The organism is Ciceribacter azotifigens, from assembly GCF_048159625.1.
Lineage (GTDB): Bacteria > Pseudomonadota > Alphaproteobacteria > Rhizobiales > Rhizobiaceae > Allorhizobium > Allorhizobium azotifigens.
This window is the reverse complement of the sequence record NZ_JBLQTA010000010.1, coordinates 92289-110662: the sequence shown is the minus strand read 5'-3', so window position 1 is coordinate 110662 and position 18374 is coordinate 92289. Positions and strand designations below refer to the sequence as shown.

The window sequence follows — 18374 nt, the reverse complement described above, 5'->3', positions numbered from 1 at the left end:
TGCAAGCGGCGCGCGGCAATCTCCGGGGACCAGGCTTGAGCAAAACCAAAGACCGAAAAAGCCGCAAGCCGATCGGCAACGTCGTCGACGCCAGGCTGCGACTGCTTCTGATGGAGATCGAGAGCCGCCCGGTTCCGCCGCGCATCGAGGCACTCGCGAAGGACCTTCAGGCCGCTCTCGAGCAGAGGGCCGAGGAGAAGTAGGCCCGGCTCTCAACCGCCAAAGCGTGGTTCGGGAAACACCAGGCGGTCGTCGATCGGCAGCAGGCGCCCCTTGAGATCGAGGCTGCGAAGGACGGGTGGCTTGCCGCTCTTACGCTCTGAGCGCAGTTTCTTTGCCGCGGCGAGCGCCAGGTGATAACTCGGATAGGCCGGCGAGCGCAGGCCACTCCCGACGAAGCACCAGCCGTTCGAATGCGGTACGATGTCCAAGAACTCCCGTTCCATTTTTCTTTTCTCCCTTCGTTTTTCCTAGCATCACCCGTGCCGGCCGGCGGCGAGGCAGACGGCGTAGGGTGCGAGCTCCAGCACGCCGGTTCGTGCCGTCGTCGCATCCTTCGGCCAGCGGTGGACGATCCGGCCCTCCACGGCCGGCACTTCTGACAATGAACCGGTAAGGTTGGCCCGCAGTTCCAGTTTTCCTTCCGCGAATTCCCAGTCGACGGCGACAAGACCCTCCCTCTGCTCGACGATCCTGCCGCCCATGGCCGTCGCGCCGGCCGTGAGCGGCCAGACGAACCGCCGCCGCGCCTCGATGAGATCGCCGACGAACGCCCGGTAGGCCAGGCCTCGCTCCGTCTCCGCGGCCGCCCAGTCCAGCTTCGAGGCCTCGAACGTCTTGCGGTCGTTCGGGTCCGGCAGTCTTTCGATGTCGGTCGAATGGTCCGAGCCGAAATTGCGCGCTTCCCGGAGCCTGCCCTGGTAATCGGCCTCGCGGACCTCTTGCGGGTGATCGCAGAAGAAGACGAAAGGCTGTTCGCAGGCAAATTCCTCGCCCATGAAGATGAGCGGGACCTGCGGCGAGAGCAGGAGGATCGCCATGAGCGCGTCGGCGAGCCGCGGATCGGTGAGGGATCGCAGCCGCTCCCCGAAGGCGCGGTTGCCGATCTGGTCGTGGTTCTGCAGGAAGTTGACGAAGGTGTCCGGCGGCAGATGGCTGCTGGGCTCGCCGACCGGCTTGCCGTCGAGCGTGGGGCGTGGCTCTCCCTGGTAGACGAATCCTTCGGCGAGCGAGCGCCGGACGAGCCGGAAAGGTTCGTCCGAGAAGTCGAGATAGTAGCCTGCCGTCTCGCCGGTGGCGATGACATGAGCCACGTGATGGAAGTCGTCGTTCCACTTGGCGACGAAGAGCCTCGTCCCGTCCGGCTGCACTTCCATCGGGCCGGTGACATTGCGGGCGTCCTCTATGATCAGATGAACCCGGCGGCCGGGAAAGCTCGAAGCGACACGGGTTCCGAGCTCCGTCAGCAGAGGCGGCTTGCCGGGCTTGTCGACGAAGTGGTCGACGGCGTCGAGGCGCAGGCCGTCGACGAAGTATTCCTCGAGCCAGTAGAGCGCGTTCTCGACGACGAGTTCGCGGGCTGGCTGCGTGCCGAAGTCTGGCGCCGGCCCCCAGGGGGTCTCCCGCTCCGGATCGAAGAAGTCGGGCGCGTAAAGCGTGAGATAATTCCCGTAGATGCCGAAGTGATTATAGACCACGTCGAGCACCACCATGATCCCGAGACCGTGGGCCGTGTCGATGAAGTGCCTCATGTCGTCCGGACCACCATAGGCGGCGTGGGGCGCGTATTGCAGCACGCCGTCATAGCCCCAGCCGCGCTCGCCATGGAAGGCGGCGACCGGCATCAGTTCCACAGCCGTGATGCCGAGGTCGGCAAGTTCGGGCAGTCGTTCGGCAGCGGCCCGGAAGGTTCCTTCGGGGGTGAACGTTCCGACATGAAGTTCATAGAACACCGCTTCGTGCCATGGCCGGCCGCGCCAGCCGGGATTCCTCCAGGTGTAGGCGGCGGGATCGACGACAAGTGACGGGCTCTCGGTTCCTGAGACCTGGGCCCTGGAGGCCGGATCCGGCACCGCCATTCCGTCCGGCAGCACAAAGGAATAGCGGGTGCCGGGGGGCACGTCCTGCGCGACATGCTCGAACCAGCTGCCGGCGTGAGGCGTCATCTCGCGGTCATCGTGTCCTTCGATCCGCAGGCGCATGCCGGAACATGCCGGCGCCCAGATGCGAAAGCAGACCTCGCCCGGCGAGATGATCTCAGCGCCCCAACTCTTTCGGAAAAAGCGCCTCTCGCCGGGAAAGACATTTGCCTTCACCTGTCGCGACGTGTGGTGCCGCCCCTCCATCTTTCGCCCCTTCGTATCCTGCTGCGCCAGTAACAGCGCGCGCTACGAAAAGGTTCCACCTCAACGTGCCAGCCGGCGGGAGGAACGACGGCTCGGCGGCGGCTCGGACGTTTGCACGTCCGTTGCCTGCCCAATGGTCGTTCCCGCCAGCCGTCCGTAGAGTGCCGCATACTCCCTGGCGCTCCGATCCCAGGAGAAGCGGGCCTTCATGGCCTGACTGCGCAGTCGTGCCCAGCGGTCGCCGTCGCCATAGGCGTGAAGCGCCCGATTAAGGGCATGACGAAGCGCATCCACGGTCACGGGATGGAACTGGAAGCCTGTTGCGACACGCGCGGAGAGCGCCGCTACATTGGCGTCGATGACCGTTTCGGAAAGGCCGCCCGTGCGGGAGACGATCGGAACGGAGCCGTAGCGCAGGGCATAGAGCTGTGTCAGTCCGCACGGCTCGAAGCGCGACGGCTGGATAATCGCGTCCGCACTGCCATGAATGAGGTGCGCCAGATGCTCCTCGTAGCCGATATGGACCGACATCCGGCCGGGATGGGCGTGTGCGACCGACTCCAGTTGCTGTTCGATGGCCCGGTCGCCGCGGCCGCAGACCACGAGCTTTCCCCCTTTCGAAAGGAAATCGCGTGCCGCCGCGGCGAGCAGGTCCATGCCCTTCTGCCAGGTGAGACGGCTCACGACGCCGAACAGCGGGCCGGAATCGGTGTCGAGCCCGAGGCGTTGCAGCAGGATCTTCTTGTTCTTTTCCTTCTGCCGCGGATTGGTCGCTCCGTAGTTGTAGGGGAGATATGGATCGGTGGCCGGGTCCCACACCTCCTCGTCAACGCCGTTGACGATGCCGAGGAGATCGTCGCGGCGCATGCGCAAGACACCGTCCATGCCCATGCCGAAGCGCGGGGTCAGGATTTCGCGCGCATAGGTCGGGCTGACGGTGGTGATCGCATCGGCGTGGAGGAGGCCGCCCTTCAGGTAGCTGATGCCGCCGTAATACTCCATGACCTCGGTCCGGTAATGGGAAGCGGGCAGATCGAGGAACGGCAGGAGACTCGCGTCGAACTGTCCCTGGAAGGCGAGATTGTGGACGGTCAGCACCGTCGGGATGCTGCAGCCGCGATGCCGCATGTAGACGGGAGTCAGCGCCGCCTGCCAGTCGTGGACATGGACGACGTCCGGCTTCCAGCCGGAGAGCGCGCCGCGGGCGATTTCCGCGCCTGCGAGCGACAGCACCGCGAACCGCTTCCAGTTGTCGCCGAAGTCCTGTCCGTTTTCGTCGCTGTAGGGGCCGCCGGCACGGCGGAACAGGGAAGGCGCATCGAGGACGATGATCTCGCCGGCGCCGGTCCTCGCCTTCTTCAGCGTGACCGGTTCGCTGAGAAGGTTCATCTCGGCGACCGGGACGAGCACGCGTTCGAGCCGCTCCAGCACCGTGCCGTAGCCCGGGAGGAGCGTGGTGGTGGAAACCCCGAATTTCGAAAGCGCCTTCGGAAGCGCACCGGTTACGTCCGCGAGCCCTCCGGTTTTCGCGAAGGGGAAGACCTCAGAGGTTACCGCCAGAACCTTCATTTCGAGTTCCCGTGCCTTCTCCGGTTCGCGTCGGACAAAGATCAATGAATGTCGACTATCTGATGCTGCGCGTCGGGGGTGGCCCGGACGTCCGCCGCGAGGATGAACGTCGTGCCCCGGATCCATCGAATAATGTAAGCGTGTGACAAAAGTTCCAGCCTCGGACGCGCATCGGCGATGTTTGTCTCCGCGAAGCCAAAGCCCCGTCGCCTGGCGGCGACGGGGCCTCGGGAGGATCGTGCCGGGCGCTGCGTGTCCGCTCCGGCATTCTCACAACACGGGGATCACACGGATGTTTCCTCCAGGCCAAACTTTTCCGTTCGGGTCTGCGCGCAGCGTGTCCGCAGGAGCGAGCATGGTCGCTGGCTGGTGTGGCTTGGAATGGTGCTATTGCTCGATCGCGTGCGGAGGATAATTGCCCTGATCTGTCCTGGTCGTGTTGCCTTCCTCGCCGAGGAAGAGCCAGGCCAGGAGCAGGACCGCGAGGGCGGCGACGAGAAGGCCGATGACCGTGCGTGTGCGTTTGGTCCCTGATGTCATCATCCGCCTCCTGCGCGGTCGCCTCGATCACGGCTCCGGGGCGCCCGTATCGCCACGGACCCGGCGATCTTCTAACCGTTCAGCCGAAGGCTTGTTCCTTAGCCTTGAGATGATCGGGACCGATGCATGCAACCGGACGGGGTCTGCAGGGGGCCCGCAATCCGACGGCCCTTCAAGGGCGCTCGCCGCACAGCGCCCACACCTCGGCCAGGGCGCGGGGCAGTCGAGAGTGCAGGAAAGGTATAGGTGGACGAATGTTACCTCAGAGTAGTACTGGTATATGTTCATCCGCTGATGACCTGTTCCAGAACTATTGGAACACAATGCCCCGCTTTACGCGCTTTTGTTCCGATGTGAGGCAGTAATTTCTTCTCTCCCATGGCGCCGAAATCGGCCGGCAACATTGCTTCTGATCCACTCTCGGAAAAAAAATCCCCAAATTTTCAGGGTATAATACTGAGTGACGCCGGCCAAGCGCCGGATTTCTGCTTTTCCGCTCCCCGCGCGCGACAACCTCTTTCAGGTTATTTCGAGTTGCGTTTTGTCAACTTATGTATAACTCGCCCGCGTTCTTTTGGGGGTTTCCGGGGTTATGCTGTCTCGGTTGATATCGGCATGTGATCCCGATGCAGTATTCGCCTCACCCGGCCGGGTTAGTTCCATCGAATAAATAACCCAATATAGTCGTTTTCTTTAGCGATAATTCATATTATTGTCTGTTGCTAATATAAGAGAGCCGGGGGGAGCTGCCTGCGCACCCCTACGGCCCGCGAGTACCGAGTAGTGTGTAAAACGGGAGCACCAGATGCAGATGATAGAGACGCGGTCAGTTCACCCCGCGCATATTCCAAAGAGTGAGCTTCGTACGCAGAAGATACTCATGATCGCCAAGAAAGACCTTCTGTCCGAATGCCTGGCAGAAGTTCTTTCGAAGAAGTTTCCGACCTATGATGTGGTTATTCATGAGCGCGACGAGGCGGTCACGAAGGATGTCGAGGACTGTGCGACACTGATCCTTCTCTACCGTCTTCCGGTCGACGATATCAGGGCGGTCCTGCAACGTCTGAAGATCAGGAATGCGGATACATCCGTCGGGATCGTCGTGGAATCGATCAGCAGGCTCGAGTGCCATCTGGCGACGCTTGCGGAGACGCACGAGATTTCCGGGATTCTTCCGGCTAATCTGCGCCTGGACGTGTTCGTGGCGGCCGTCGATTTGCTGGTGAAGGGGGGAGAGCATTTTCCCTCGGCGCTGCTGCATCTGCTGAGCAGCGAACCCCAGTCTCCGGTCAATGACGGGTTCGACAGCCCGCTCGTCGCCACCGCCCGTCCGGCCCAGGCAGGAGCGGCGACAGGCTATACATCCGCCCTCACCATCCGCGAGGTGCAGATCCTCGATCTCATCTGCGATGGCAGGCAGAACAAGATCATCGCCGACCGTCTGGGCCTGTCCGAGAACACGGTGAAGGTCCATATCCGCAACATCTACAAGAAGATGAAGGTCCGGAACCGCACGGAAGCAGCATCCCATTTCTTCAGCAACGGCCGTTCCGGCGCCGCAGCACGGCAGAACTAGCCGGATAATCAGTTCCTTATCGCGTAAAGCAACGAGACTTCTGTCCGAAGCCGCTCGCCGAACAAATGTAGGGAGCGGAGCCGAGATAGCTCGTCATGCGGACTTTTGCCGGAGCAGGCTTTCTTGGTGCTTCGGCCGTCCGTCCGAGGGGAATGGATTCAGCATAGCCATAGCTTGCCTTCGCCACCGGGGTTAGGCCGGGGGTTACCCCGCGCTGTGCCAGCGGCGCACGCGGGGCCTCTTCGTCCGTCACAACGGCGCAGGATGTTGGCAAAGTCACGCTCGCGAGCACCGTGGCGATGAGCCCCATGCCGCGGCCGCGGCACTTCAGGCCGGTCCAGAATTTCGTCGTCACCTCGTTCCTCCGATGCTGATGATATTCCTTTCGGACTAACTATCCGATCCAAAGGTTACCAAATATCACTATATTAGAAAATTCGGGTGGATAACCCCCTGCGTCGCTAGGGGCGGTTGGGGATTAGATGGGTTAGCAACTAGGTATAATCATTAAGTAATACTCGTAATCAATTCGTACTTTATGCTTAAAAAAGATTGACGATTTATTAAATCCAGCGCGTAATTGCTATGAAACGAGAGGTGTGGAAAAGAATTCTGCGTGAGCAATAGGAACTCATCTCGCGCAATTTCCCCAATCCCTTTCCTTTCCAAAGATGTTGTTTTGACGCTGCACTCTCATCGAGAGCGCAGACGGAGGGAGTGTGTGCAATGCGCAAGTTGTTTCCGAGTATTTCCCCGGCGCTCGATATGGCCTCGACAGCCGTTCCGCGCGTGGTCCTGGTCAATGGCGGGGCCGGCTTTCTGGGCTCCCACCTCTGCGAACGGTTGCTCGCCGCCGGCGACACTGTGATCTGTGCCGACAACTTCCTGACCGGACGCCGCGAGAATGTCGCGCATCTGACCGGTGGCAGCCGTTTCCGCGTCGTCGAGCAGGACGTGCGCAATCCTTATGATTTCGACGTCTCGCTGATCTTCAATTTTGCCTCTCCTGCTTCCCCGCCGGACTACCAGCGCGACCCCGTCGGGACGCTGCTCACCAGCGTCATCGGCGCGGTCAACGCCCTTGATCTCGCACGCCGCACCGGCGCGACCGTCGTGCAGTCATCGACTTCCGAGGTCTATGGCGATCCGCTCCAGCATCCGCAGCGGGAGAGCTATCTCGGCAACGTCAATCCGATCGGCCCGCGCGGCTGCTACGACGAGGGCAAGCGTTGCGCCGAGACACTGTTCTTCGACTACCATCGCAAATACGGCGTCGACATCCGCGTCGGCCGCATCTTCAACACCTATGGCCCGCGCATGCGCCTCGACGACGGTCGGGTTGTCTCGAACTTCATCGTCCAGGCACTGCAGAACAAGGACATGACCGTCTACGGCGACGGGCAGCAGACGCGCTCGCTCTGCTATGTCGACGATCTGGTCGAAGCCTTCATGCGGTTTGCCCGCGCCGACGGCCACTCAACGGGTCCGATCAACCTCGGCAATCCGGCGGAGATCCCGGTCATCCACCTGGCCGAGCTGGTGCGGGAACTCACCGGGTCGCGGTCGCGGATCGTGCACCTGCCGGCCGTCATCGACGATCCGAAGCAGCGGCGCCCCGATATCAGCCGCGCGGCGGAAGAGCTCGGCTGGGCGCCGCGTGTGCCGCTGACGGCCGGGCTTGCCAAGACCATCCGCTATTTCGACGCACTGCTCTCGCGCAGCGAAGCGCACGCTCGGGAAAAGATGGAGACCGTCTGACATGTCGCGGAATGTTCTCGTCACCGGCGGAGCCGGCTTCATCGGCAGCCACATCAGCAAGGCGCTCTTCCGCGCCGCCTACCAGCCCGTGGTCTACGACAACCTCTCCACCGGCCACGCCGATGCAGTCCGGTGGGGCCCTCTGGTGCTCGGCGACGTCGCCGATGTGAGAACCCTCCGCCGGGCGATCGAGGACTTCGCCCCGGCCTGCATCGTCCATTGCGCCGCCAACGCCTATGTCGGCGAGTCCGTCGAGAACCCGCGCAAATACTACGCCAACAATGTCGGAGGCGGCCTCACCTTGCTGGGGACCGCCCTCGATATGGGGCTGACCAATATCGTCTTTTCGAGCAGCTGTGCGACCTACGGCGTGCCCGAGCGCCTGCCGATCGACGAGGAAAGCCCTCAGGTGCCGATCAATCCCTACGGCCGCACCAAGCTCATCTTCGAGATGATGCTCGAGGATTTCGCCGCCGCGCACGGCCTCCGCTTCGTGGCACTCCGCTACTTCAATGCCGCCGGCGCCGACCCGGACGGCGAGCTTTGCGAGCGCCACAAGCCGGAGACCCACATCATCCCGCGGGCGCTGCTTGCCGCCGTCGGGCATCTCCCGCATTTCGAGGTCTTCGGTCGCGACTACCCGACCGCGGACGGCACCTGCGTGCGAGACTTCATTCATGTGAGCGACCTTGCGGAGGCCCATGTCGCGGCGGTGGATCATCTTCTCTTCGGCGGTGAGACGCTACGTCTCAACCTCGGCTCCGGCCGGGGCACTTCCGTCGGCGAGATCATCGAGGCGATCGGCCGCATCACCGGCCGCAACGTGCCGGTCGAATACGGACCGCGCCGTCCGGGCGACCCGCCGATCCTCTTTGCCAAGACCGGCCGGGCGAGCGAGCGCCTCGGCTTCCGGCCGCAGCTCTCCGACATCGACACGATCATCCGGACCGCCTGTCCGACCTTCGGCCTGGAGGCACGGTTATGAACGGGAAACTGACGAGAGCCAGAACGGCGGTGCCGGCAGGGCCAACGATGCTGGAGCCGATCTTCACCGGCCGCCGCCGGTTGGGCTACTGGACGGGCATTCTCGCCTGGCTCGCTGCGCTCGGCTATTTCTGGGCGTGGTGGCTCGATCCCGCCCATGTGATCGGATGGGGCACCTGGTTCGTTGTCACGCTGGCCGTCGCCTGGGTGACGCTGCTGCCGGCCTATTTCATCTTCATCTTTCTCGGCGCCCGACGGATGAGCCGAACGGCACCTTTGCCGCAGGGGCGGGTGGCAATGGTCGCCACCAAGGCGCCCTCCGAACCGCTGGAGGTCGTCCAGAAGACGCTGCTTGCCATGCTGGCGCAGGAGGGCCTCTCCTTCGACGTGTGGCTCGCCGACGAGGATCCCGACGAGGAGACCCGGCGCTGGTGCGCGGAGAACGGCATCCGGATTTCGAGCCGCAAGGGCGTCGAGGCCTATCACCGCAGCGAATGGCCGCGCCGCACGCGTTGCAAGGAAGGCAATCTCGCCTATTTCTACGACCAGTACGGCTATGACGATTATGATTTCGTCGCCCAGTTCGATGCCGACCACGTGCCCGATCCCACCTACCTGCGGGAGGTGATCCGACCCTTCTGCGACCCGCGGGTCGGCTATGTCTCCGCGCCGAGCATCTGCGACGCCAATGCAGCCCGGAGCTGGGCGGCGCGCGGACGCCTCTATGCCGAAGCGAGCCTGCACGGTTCGCTGCAGGCCGGCTACAACAACGGCTGGGCGCCGCTCTGCATCGGCTCGCACTATGCGGTACGCACGGCGGCGCTGAAGGAGATCGGTGGCCTCGGCCCGGAACTCGCCGAAGACCATTCGACCACCCTGATGATGAATGCGGCCGGCTGGCGCGGCGTCCATGCGCTCGATGCGATCGCCCACGGCGACGGACCGGCGACCTTCGCCGACCTCGCCGTCCAGGAATTCCAGTGGTCGCGAAGCCTCGTGACGATCCTGCTGCAGTATTCCCGTCCGCTGGTCCGGCCCCTGCCGCTGCGGCTCAAGTTCCAGTTCCTGTTCTCGCAGCTCTGGTATCCGCTCTTCTCCGGTATGATGGCGGTCATGTTCCTGCTGCCGCTCGTCGCGCTTGTCGACGGACGCGTCTTCGTCAACGTCACCTATCCGGACTTCCTCCTGCATTTCGCGCCGCTGTCGCTGGTGCTGATCGTGCTCGCCTTCTTCTGGAGACGCACCGAGACCTACCGCCCGCACGACGCCAAGCTCTTCGGCTGGGAGGGGATCGCCTTCATCCTCCTGCGCTGGCCGTGGTCGCTGGCGGGCGTCATCGCCGCCGTCCGCGACGCGGTCGCCAGGACCTTCGTCGATTTCCGCATCACGCCGAAGGGAAAGCAGGGGCGCGCCCTGCTGCCGGTGCGGGTGCTCACTCCCTACGCCTTGCTGGCGGTGGTCTCGGCGGCGGCGATCGCACTCGCGCCGCAGGAGAATTCGGCCGCAGGCTTCTATCTCTTCGTCGGGATCAACGTCGCGCTCTACGCGCTGCTCGGGCTGACGGTCATGGTGCGCCATGCAATCGAGAACGGACTTGAAGCCATCCCCGTTTCCCGCGGGCTCGCCGTGACGCTCGCAAGCACGGTCTTCGCCGTCTTCATCGGCGGCGCCGAGCTCGGCCGGCATGGCGTCGGCTCGATCGAGGCGCTTGCCGCCGGGCAGGACGTCGTCAGCTTCACCGAAACCCGTTTCACCGTCGCCGGAGCCGGTTTCGGCGGCAAGACAACCGTAACGCGCTTGCGCATTCGCTGGAAGGGCTTCGAGCCCGTGCCGGCCGCGGGCGTCGAGAAATCCGATGTGTAGCACCGGGCAATGCCGCTCCGTGTGTCGCGTTCAAAGGAGGGTGCAAATGAAAGGATTTATCAAAACCGCAACGGTCGCGTGCCTGTTGCTCGGCCTCGTCTCGCCTTCGGCCGTGTCGGCGGGCGAGCGGGCACCGAAGATAAAGGTCGAGCCGGTGACCGCGCGCGAACTCACGCAGATCTACGGTGACAAGACCTGGATCTGGAATACGGGAGGCGGCCGCTTCAACGGCGAGAGGCACGGTTTCGTCGCCTGGACGAACGAGAAGAACAATCCGTCCTTCGGCGAGGGCCGCTGGGCTGTCGACGACAACGGCAAGCTCTGCATCTTCGCCAAGTGGACGGCCGCCGACGGCGCCGGACGCGCCGCCACCTGCTTCGGCCATGTCAAGGTCGGTGACACCGTCTACCAGCGGCGTCACCCGTTCGGCCACTGGTACGTCTTCCGTCACGCAAACCCTCGCGCGAGCGACGAGTTCCGCAAGCTCGTCGATGCAGACACGGTCGGTTCCAAGGCCGCCCGGCTGAAGAAGACCCTCGTCGCGACGAAATGAACGAGAAAGGACAACACGATGAAAACGCTGAAACAGAAGGCACTCGCAGCAACCGCCATGGTGCTGCTGCTGGCCGGCGCATCCGTTCCGATGAGCCAGGCACAGAATGCCGGCGGGATGGCGGGCAGTGCCGTGCAGTCCATCATGGACAAACGGCCGGCCGTCCATCCCGGCGGGCTGACCTTCGGCGCCTATGATCCCCACGGCGACTTCGCCGAACAGACGGATCTCGGCGTCGAAGGCCTCTTCCTGCCCTGGGAAGACGTCGACCTGGAATCACTGAGGGCGGCGGACGGCTATGCAATGGCGCGCAACCGCACGCTGCTGATCACCATTGAGCCGTGGTCATGGGACGTCGGCTGGCGGCTGACGTCAAATCAGCTGCGGACGAAAATCCTCAACGGCGACTACGACCGCAACATGCAGACCATCGCCGCGATCATCGGGCAGATGAAAAGCCCGGTGATCGTCCGCTGGGGACAGGAAATGGAGGACACCTCCGGTCGCTTCTCCTGGGCCGGATGGGATCCGCAGTCCTACCTGACCGCCTATCACCGGATGATGGACATCGTCCGCAAGGAGGCACCCCAGGCGAAGCTCATGTGGTCGCCGAAGGGCCTGCCCAACCTCAAGAAGTACTACCCGGGCGACGACTATGCCGACTATATCGGGCTGTCGGTCTTCGGGCTTGAGGCATACGACGAGCGTGCCTACGGCGCTCCGCAGACTTTCACGCAGCGCCTGCAGCAGGGTTACGACCTCGTCCAGGGCTATGGAAAGCCCGTCTGGGTCGCCGAGCTCGGCTATGAGGGCGGAGACAACTATCTACGCTCGTGGATGCAAGACGCGACGGTCAAACGTGCGGAATTCCCGAGGCTCGAGGCGGTCGTCTACTTCAACGACAAGGAGGTCCATCCCTGGCCGTATGATCTCGGACGCCCGGATTGGCGCGTCGTGCGCGAGCCGACCGTCAACTAGGCGTCGAACGAACTGGCCCCGGCTCGGCAAGCAGCCGGGGCACAGTGGAAGCCGGCGGCTCTTCCCACCTTCGACGCCGGCTTTCTTGCGGCGACTGGAGGCGGCCTCACGTCTCGGGAGAATGCCCCGTCCCCGAGCGCGAGCCGACCTCCGGTCACTGCTCGTCACTCGTCCGTCAGTTCCTCGATATGGGCCAGGTGCATCCGCAGGGTCGGGAGCAGCGCCTTGGCGGCATCGCGGACTTCTCCCTCCGGACCGTGCTTCGCATAGTCGTCGAACAGTGCGACTGTCTGCTGGTGACCGATAAGCTGCGTCGAGAGATACGCCTGATCGAAGTCCGCGTCAGACGCCGCCTTCAGCGCATCGAGCTTCTCCTTGTGTTCGTCGTCAAGCCCCTGCGGAAGGGATATGCCGTCGGCCGTCGCGACCTCCTGCATCTTCGATCCCGCTGCCTGATGATCGGTGACCATTTGCTGTGCGAATTCCTGCGCCTTCGGATCCTTTCCGCGTTGAAGCGCCAGCTTGCCGGCCTCGACCTCGAAGAGGTTGGCCGTCGCGGCCTTGGTCGCGAAGCCCTCCGCCGTCTGGCGGGCGGGATTGTCCTGGGCCAGCGCCGCGCTGCCGCATAGAAGCACCGCGAGGATCAGTGTCCGTGTTTTCATGATATAGTACTCCTTCCACGGACCGAACCAGACGATCCGGTCATTGTTCCGCCGGCTGTCGCGGCGCAATGTCCAAGGGAACCGGAGGGATCGGAGCCGCATTTGTCGTTTGCCTTCCATGATCGATCGGTCCGCCCGCCGGACGACGCCAGGACGAAAGGGGAAACAGGATGAACACCGCCAATCCGCAGCTCGAAGGCCTCTACCTGGCCCTGTCTGCTCTTTGCGACCTGCTGGTCGAGAAGGGCGTCGTCGAACGCGAGGAATTGCACGACGCATTGCAGAAGGCTGAAAGAACCGCCGTTGCCGGGAGCCATGTCGACGGAGATACAGATTCGCGCCGGAAGGCCATCGCCTTTCCGATCCATTTCCTCCTTCTTGCGAGCAAGTGCACGGCGCGCGGCGAGGTCCCGAGCTTTCACGAACTCACCCGCGAGATCGGCCGCCGTGGCTGAGATGCGTTCCGTCGGCCTTTGCGCGCCACGTCCGGTTCTGTGACGACAGGCGCCGGGGCCGGGCACCGGCACCGATGCGGCCGATTGCCGCGAATGCCGTCGAGCGTCCGGCCGTCTCGCAAATCCGGCTTGATCTTGCGAAGCAAGGGTGAAGATGTGCGACACGAACAAGAGTCCGCCAGGAGGCGCTTCCTTGCCCGAAGTTGGATCAACTTGAACCGTGAGGCGTCGGGGCAGACTCGCCCGGAACCTCCAGCCTTCGCCAGGGGGCGTGAAGGCCCGGAGAGCGACGTCCTGCCCAAGCTGGCACAGGTCAGGCCACCCGCGATCGGGATCGTCGCCGGTTGGCTTTCCGGGCTCGTTCTCCTGGGCGGCCTGGTCACTTTCGTGCTCCACCACGGCGATGTCACGGTTTTCCTGTCCAAGCTGAAATCCGCCGATCCGCTCTGGCTCTTCGCAGCGGTCGTCTCCCAGGCCGCAACCTATGCCTGCGCCGCTTCCGTCTGGCTCAGGGTGCTTTCGCGCGCAAAGACGCCCTTGCCGTTCGGCAGTCTTTTCAGGCTGGCGATCCTTCAGCTCTTTGCCAACCAGGCGTTGCCCACCGGTGGCCTGAGCGGAGCAGCGATGGTCGCAAGCGGGCTCGTCAAGCGCGATGTTCCCGTTTCGCTGGTCACGACAGCGATTCTCGTCAGCGGGTTTACGTATTACGCAAGCTACCTGGCGGTCGCTCTTTCGGCGTTTGTCATCTTGTGGCACAGCGGTGATCTCGGTGCCGCCTGGATACCGCTCGCGACCGCATTCTTCATGGTTCTCCTTGCTCTGGCCGGCGTGACGCTCCTGCTCGTCCGCCGGCAAGGGAGGATCATTCCGGAGGCCGCACGCGGATGGGCGCCGGCGAAGAAGCTCGCAAAAATTCTCGGCAGCGCTCGCGCGGATGTGCTCCGCGACTGGAGACTGATCTTCGAAGCGTTCCTGCTGCAAGTCGGCATCTTCGTTCTGGATGCGGCGACGCTATGGATTGCCGCTCGCTCGATCGGCCTCGACATCGATCTCGTCAGTGCCTTTTCGAGCTTTGTGCTGGCGTCAGCCGTGGCTACAATCTCGCTCATCCCGCTTGGCCTCGGAACCTTCGAAGGAACGTGCACGGCGCTGCTGCACATCATGGGAAACAGCATCGAAGGCAGCCTCGCCGCCACGCTGATCCTGCGGGGTTTGACGCTCTGGCTGCCGATGGTGCCGGGGCTGTGGTTGATCAGGCGTGAACTGAACGGGAAGGACCTGACGGCGGCCGAAGGCACCGGCCCGGCAGGCCCCGCGAAGTAGAAGGAACATGGCCGGGCGGAGCATTGTTCGGCCCGGTGAGAACCGGTGGCTCCGCGGGTGCCGGGCGACCGGCGAACCTCGCAAGTGATGGAAAGGAGTGTCCTCATGCCTCTCACCTTGATCAGCCCCGCCTTTGCCGACGGCGAGCGAATCCCCGAGAAATATGCCCGACGCGGCGAGAACATCATGCCGCCCCTGAAATGGAGCGGGGTGCCCGAAGGAACCCGCAGTTTCGTGCTGATCATCGAAGACCCCGATGCGCCGAACGGCACCTTCCACCACCTCGGCATGTTCAACATTCCCGCCGATTGGGTCTCCTTGCAGGAGAGCGCCGACACCGCCCCCGGCGGGCGGCCCCGTTTCGTCGCCAACGACTTCGGCCATGCCCGCTACGACGGGCCGCAGCCGCCGGCGGGTCACGGCGTCCACCGCTATTTCTTCCGGCTGGCCGCGCTCGACATCCCGACGCTGTCGCCGTTGAGTACGGTGAAGGTGGGCGAGCTCTGGCGGGAAGCGAAGAAGCACGCACTCGCCGAGGCGAGCGTGATGGGCACCTACGAGACGGCCGGCTGAGGCCCGCCGTCTCGTTCCTCAGGCGCCGCCGAAACGGCCGAGGCCGATCTCGGAGAGCTTTCCGTCCTTCCGCAGCACGAAGAGCACGTCGAGGTGTCGGGAAAGGGCGAATGCCACGCCCTTCTTCTCTCCGAGCACCATCAGCGCGGTCGCGAGTGCATCGGCCTCCATGCAGGTGCGGGCAAGCACGGTGACGGAGGCGACCGGGTTCGTCACCGGCCGGCCCTTCGACGGATCGATGGTGTGCGAAACCATCTCGCCGTTCACTTCCGCGAAGTGGCGGTAATCGCCGGAGGTGGCGATCGCGCCGTCTTCAAGCGTCATGACGCCGAGGATGTCGCGGTTCTGCCGATCGGGCCGTTCGACGGCGACCGACCACGGTTCGCGGCCGGGCTTTTCGCCACGTGCCCGCATCTCGCCGTCGATGCCGACAAGGTAGGAAGTGATGCCGAAGCGGTCGAGGCAGCGCGCCATCTCGTCGACGCCGAAACCCTTAGCGATACCGCAGAGGTCGAGCGTGAGCGGCGTGAGCTTGCGCACACGCGAGGCGGCGGCATCGAGCTCCAGCATCCCGCCGGTGTCCGGCCGCTGGCCGGAGGCTGGTGCGGAGCCCGCATCGGCCGCCTGCCGTCCACCGGGACCGAAGCCCCAGGCGTTGACGGCATCGCCGACGCCGATGTCGAACGCGCCGCCGGAGAGCTTGCCGATGTGTAGCGCGGACTTCAGGACCTCGAACATCTCGGGCGGCACCTCGATCCATTCGCCGACCGGCGCACGGTTGAGACGGGAGAGGTCGGACTGCGATTTCCAGTTAGACATCTGCCGGTCGACGGCGTCGACGGCGGCAAACAGGGCCGCGGGCAGGGCGGGATCGACGCGGTCCGGGCCGTAGAAGATCGCCGAATAACGCGTTCCCATGGTCGTGCCGTTCAGCACGTGGCGGCGGGGGATGGCCGCCACGATCGTGTCAGTAGACGTCTTCGACATAAAGACCTTGCTCCTTGAGGGTCCCGACATCGAGACCGAGGGGGTGGAGGACCTTTTCCAGTGCCGCGACGACGCCCTGGGCCATGTCGCGGCCGCCGCAGACCATGACCTGCGCGCCGCGCGAGATCATGTGGCGCAGCATGTCGGCGTCCGCCGCGAGCTTGTGCTGGACATAGGCGGGCTCCTCGCTGCGCGAGAATGCGGTCCGGATGCCAGAGAGACGGCGGTCGGTGAGCCACATCCTGAGGTCCTCCCGGTAGAGGAAGTCGGAATTCGGGCTGCGCCCGCCGAAATAGAGGTGGATCGGACGCCGGCCGCTATTGTTGCGGATGAAGCCGGTCAGCGGGCCGATACCGGTGCCGGCGCCGATCAGGATCAACGGCTCCTTGCCGCGGCGCGGACGGAAGGCGGGGTTCGGCTTGATAAAGGCCTCGATGGCATCGCCGTGCCGCAGGCCGTGAAGGAAGCCGGAGCAGAGGCCGCCGGGCTGCTTGCGCACGCAGATTTCCAGCACGCCGTCGCGCGAGGAACTGGCGAGCGAATAGAAGCGCGGCAGGTCGCTTCCAGGCGGCAGGATGCCGACCAGGTCGCCGGCAAGAAAACGCGGCAGGGACGGGCGGAAGAAGCGGGCAAACAGCCCTTTTCTCTCGCCTTCGGCCGCGGCGAAGCGCAGCACCGAGGTCGGAGCCTGCACTTCGGTGCCGTAGTCGACGCGCTGGACGAGGACCATGTGCGCGGTCTTCGGGCGGGTGGCGACATGGACGAGCGAGAGCGGGGTGCCGATGCGGGCGCCGATCTCTCCGCCCCAGCGGGCGAATTCCTGCGCCGACTGGCGATCGATCGTGGCGATCGGAGCGAGCTGGCGCCAGCCTTTCGCGACGAGCGCGTCCTCAACCTGGCGGGCGAAGCCGCAGAAGCGGGGGAACTGGCGGTCGCCGAAGCCGAGGATGGCGACGGGAAACCGGGGAGCCGCCGGCATCGCCTCGAGCTTGTCGAGGAACTGGCGTGCCGAGGCGGGGGCGGCGCCGTCACCATAGGTGGCGGCCAGCACGAACATCCGCTCGGCCTGCTTGTAGGACCTGGCGAGGTCGCTCATGGCGCCGGTATGGACCTTGTGACCGGCGGCGGCGAGCGCTTCGTGCAGGGTCTTGGCGAAACCCCAGGTGGTGTTGCCCTCGCTGCCGACCAGGATGACGGTGTCGGCCGACTGGGCGCCGTGATTTTCGGCGATCTTCGGGGTCGCGGCACGCCGCCGCCACCAGATCATAATACCTGTCGCGGCGAAGAAGGGAACGGCAAGCGCCGAGGGACCGAGGAGCAGGGCGAACCACCAGAGGCCCTGGCCGGTGTGCAACATGAAGATGGTCTCGTAGACCGACTTCACCATACCGTTCGGCATGTAGTTCATGAGTTCGCCGGTCGCCTGGTCGACATAGCCCATGCCGTCGGCCGTCGTCAGCGTGAAGGCGTCGTTCAGGTCGCCCTGATAGGGAAAGCGCAGTTCCCGTAGGTCGGCAAGGTTCGTTTCCTTGAACGGGGCGATGTCGCCGATCGCCATCGCTTCCGTGCCGGCGACGGCATCGGGGAAGTCGGGTTCCGCGTCCGAACCGTCGGAGATCATGCCGAAGGCCGCGAGCGACATGTAGAGACCGGTGAGCGCGGAAACGGTAAGGCCGGGCAGCGCGAGGCGCCCGAGTTCGGCGTGCCAGCGCTTGATGCCGTCGCCGTGGATCGGCGAGAAGAGCTTGCGCCATCCGCCGAGCCGGTTCGCAAGCAGCATGATGCCGGTGAGGCTCAAGAGGAGCATCATCGCGGCACCGACGCCAGCGGCGACGCGGCCGGCATCGCCGGCGAAGAAGCTACGGTGCAGCTGGGTCAGGGTCCGGGCGAAATCAGACGGCGCGTAAGGCCCGACCTTGTCGCCCGTCGCGGAGTCGACGATATCGGCGCCCGGGACGTCGCCATCGAAATAGTAGACGACGACCGTGCCGGACGGCTTGCGCTCGATGCGTTCGACGCCCGGATATTTCTCCGCCACCGCCCCGGCCAGATCGGCGACGCTGATCGCGGCCGAGGATCCGGTCGTCTGGACTTGCTCCCATGCGGGAAGGACGGCCAGCACTGCGCCCGTCGCGGCGATGACGGTGACGACGAGGGCGACGATCAGGCCGGGGATGGAATGGAGGTGGCGGAGCATTGCGAGACTTT

At 64.4% G+C, this 18374-nt stretch carries 18 protein-coding genes; 10 read left to right on the top strand and 8 right to left on the bottom strand.

The annotated features are described in order from the left end of the window. Positions 1 to 35: 35 nt before the first annotated feature. Entirely contained in the window at positions 36 to 203 is a 168-nt protein-coding gene (locus ACM6UT_RS15310) for a hypothetical protein (RefSeq protein WP_416798205.1), read from the top strand. Positions 204 to 212: 9 nt separating this feature from the next. Here the strand turns inward: ACM6UT_RS15310 and ACM6UT_RS15305 are convergent, their stop codons facing one another. The 4 genes from ACM6UT_RS15305 to ACM6UT_RS15290 all read right to left on the bottom strand — a co-directional run bounded on the left by ACM6UT_RS15305 (position 213) and on the right by ACM6UT_RS15290 (position 4454). Then, positions 213 to 446 carry a hypothetical protein gene (locus ACM6UT_RS15305; protein ID WP_416798204.1) on the bottom strand — a complete coding sequence of 78 codons (234 nt, stop codon included), beginning with the start codon at positions 444 to 446 and terminating at the stop codon, positions 213 to 215. A gap of 30 nt (positions 447 to 476) precedes the next feature. Further along, entirely contained in the window at positions 477 to 2345 is a 1869-nt protein-coding gene (gene treZ, locus ACM6UT_RS15300; protein WP_416798203.1) for a malto-oligosyltrehalose trehalohydrolase, read from the bottom strand. Between the two features lie 60 nt (positions 2346 to 2405). Then, entirely contained in the window at positions 2406 to 3914 is a 1509-nt protein-coding gene (glgA, locus tag ACM6UT_RS15295) for a glycogen synthase GlgA (protein ID WP_416798202.1), read from the bottom strand. A gap of 387 nt (positions 3915 to 4301) precedes the next feature. Beyond that, the gene (locus ACM6UT_RS15290) at positions 4302 to 4454 is read right to left on the bottom strand and encodes a hypothetical protein (protein ID WP_416798201.1); all 153 of its coding nucleotides are present in this window, start codon (positions 4452 to 4454) and stop codon (positions 4302 to 4304) included. Positions 4455 to 5334: 880 nt separating this feature from the next. Here ACM6UT_RS15290 and ACM6UT_RS15285 point away from each other — a divergent pair. Then, positions 5335 to 6030, top strand: a complete 696-nt coding sequence (locus tag ACM6UT_RS15285; RefSeq protein ID WP_416798200.1) for a helix-turn-helix transcriptional regulator — start codon at positions 5335 to 5337, stop codon at positions 6028 to 6030. Between the two features lie 16 nt (positions 6031 to 6046). On the opposite strand, the gene ACM6UT_RS15280 is transcribed toward ACM6UT_RS15285, so the two are convergent. Continuing rightward, positions 6047 to 6385: a hypothetical protein gene (locus ACM6UT_RS15280; protein ID WP_416798199.1), complete on the bottom strand. Its 339-nt coding sequence runs from the start codon at positions 6383 to 6385 to the stop codon at positions 6047 to 6049. 410 nt (positions 6386 to 6795) lie between these two features. Here ACM6UT_RS15280 and ACM6UT_RS15275 point away from each other — a divergent pair, with 410 nt between their 5' ends. The 5 genes from ACM6UT_RS15275 to ACM6UT_RS15255 are packed head-to-tail and all read left to right on the top strand — an operon-like array spanning position 6796 to position 12166. Continuing rightward, positions 6796 to 7788 (top strand): UDP-glucuronic acid decarboxylase family protein, encoded by a 993-nt coding sequence (locus ACM6UT_RS15275; RefSeq protein WP_416798262.1) that lies wholly within the window; start codon positions 6796 to 6798, stop codon positions 7786 to 7788. A 1-nt stretch (position 7789) separates the two neighbouring features. Then, positions 7790 to 8773, top strand: coding sequence for a UDP-glucose 4-epimerase GalE (galE, locus tag ACM6UT_RS15270; protein WP_416798198.1), 984 nt, complete (start codon positions 7790 to 7792; stop codon positions 8771 to 8773). Next, positions 8770 to 10635 carry a glycosyltransferase family 2 protein gene (locus ACM6UT_RS15265; protein WP_416798197.1) on the top strand — a complete coding sequence of 622 codons (1866 nt, stop codon included), beginning with the start codon at positions 8770 to 8772 and terminating at the stop codon, positions 10633 to 10635. The genes galE and ACM6UT_RS15265 overlap by 4 nt, the downstream gene beginning before the upstream one ends. Positions 10636 to 10681: 46 nt before the next feature. Continuing rightward, complete coding sequence (locus ACM6UT_RS15260) at positions 10682 to 11188, top strand: DUF995 domain-containing protein (RefSeq protein ID WP_416798196.1); 507 nt, start codon at positions 10682 to 10684, stop codon at positions 11186 to 11188. Between the two features lie 18 nt (positions 11189 to 11206). Beyond that, complete coding sequence (locus ACM6UT_RS15255) at positions 11207 to 12166, top strand: glycoside hydrolase family 26 protein (protein WP_416798195.1); 960 nt, start codon at positions 11207 to 11209, stop codon at positions 12164 to 12166. Between the two features lie 164 nt (positions 12167 to 12330). Here the strand turns inward: ACM6UT_RS15255 and ACM6UT_RS15250 are convergent, their stop codons facing one another. Continuing rightward, the gene (locus ACM6UT_RS15250) at positions 12331 to 12828 is read right to left on the bottom strand and encodes a DUF4142 domain-containing protein (protein WP_416798194.1); all 498 of its coding nucleotides are present in this window, start codon (positions 12826 to 12828) and stop codon (positions 12331 to 12333) included. 170 nt (positions 12829 to 12998) lie between these two features. Here ACM6UT_RS15250 and ACM6UT_RS15245 point away from each other — a divergent pair, with 170 nt between their 5' ends. The 3 genes from ACM6UT_RS15245 (at position 12999) to ACM6UT_RS15235 (ending at position 15179) form a co-directional block, all read left to right on the top strand. Continuing rightward, positions 12999 to 13283, top strand: coding sequence for a hypothetical protein (locus tag ACM6UT_RS15245; protein WP_416798193.1), 285 nt, complete (start codon positions 12999 to 13001; stop codon positions 13281 to 13283). A gap of 213 nt (positions 13284 to 13496) precedes the next feature. Continuing rightward, a complete protein-coding gene (locus ACM6UT_RS15240; RefSeq protein WP_416798192.1) occupies positions 13497 to 14606 on the top strand; it encodes a lysylphosphatidylglycerol synthase transmembrane domain-containing protein in 1110 nt (369 codons plus the stop codon). Positions 14607 to 14711: 105 nt separating this feature from the next. After that, positions 14712 to 15179: a YbhB/YbcL family Raf kinase inhibitor-like protein gene (locus ACM6UT_RS15235; RefSeq protein WP_416798191.1), complete on the top strand. Its 468-nt coding sequence runs from the start codon at positions 14712 to 14714 to the stop codon at positions 15177 to 15179. An 18-nt stretch (positions 15180 to 15197) separates the two neighbouring features. On the opposite strand, the gene ACM6UT_RS15230 is transcribed toward ACM6UT_RS15235, so the two are convergent. Together ACM6UT_RS15230 and ACM6UT_RS15225 are read right to left on the bottom strand one after the other, a co-directional pair. Further along, the gene (locus ACM6UT_RS15230) at positions 15198 to 16166 is read right to left on the bottom strand and encodes an FAD:protein FMN transferase (protein WP_416798190.1); all 969 of its coding nucleotides are present in this window, start codon (positions 16164 to 16166) and stop codon (positions 15198 to 15200) included. After that, positions 16147 to 18363 (bottom strand): PepSY domain-containing protein, encoded by a 2217-nt coding sequence (locus ACM6UT_RS15225; protein ID WP_416798189.1) that lies wholly within the window; start codon positions 18361 to 18363, stop codon positions 16147 to 16149. Before ACM6UT_RS15225 ends, ACM6UT_RS15230 begins: the two co-directional genes overlap by 20 nt. Positions 18364 to 18374: the final 11 nt, after the last annotated feature.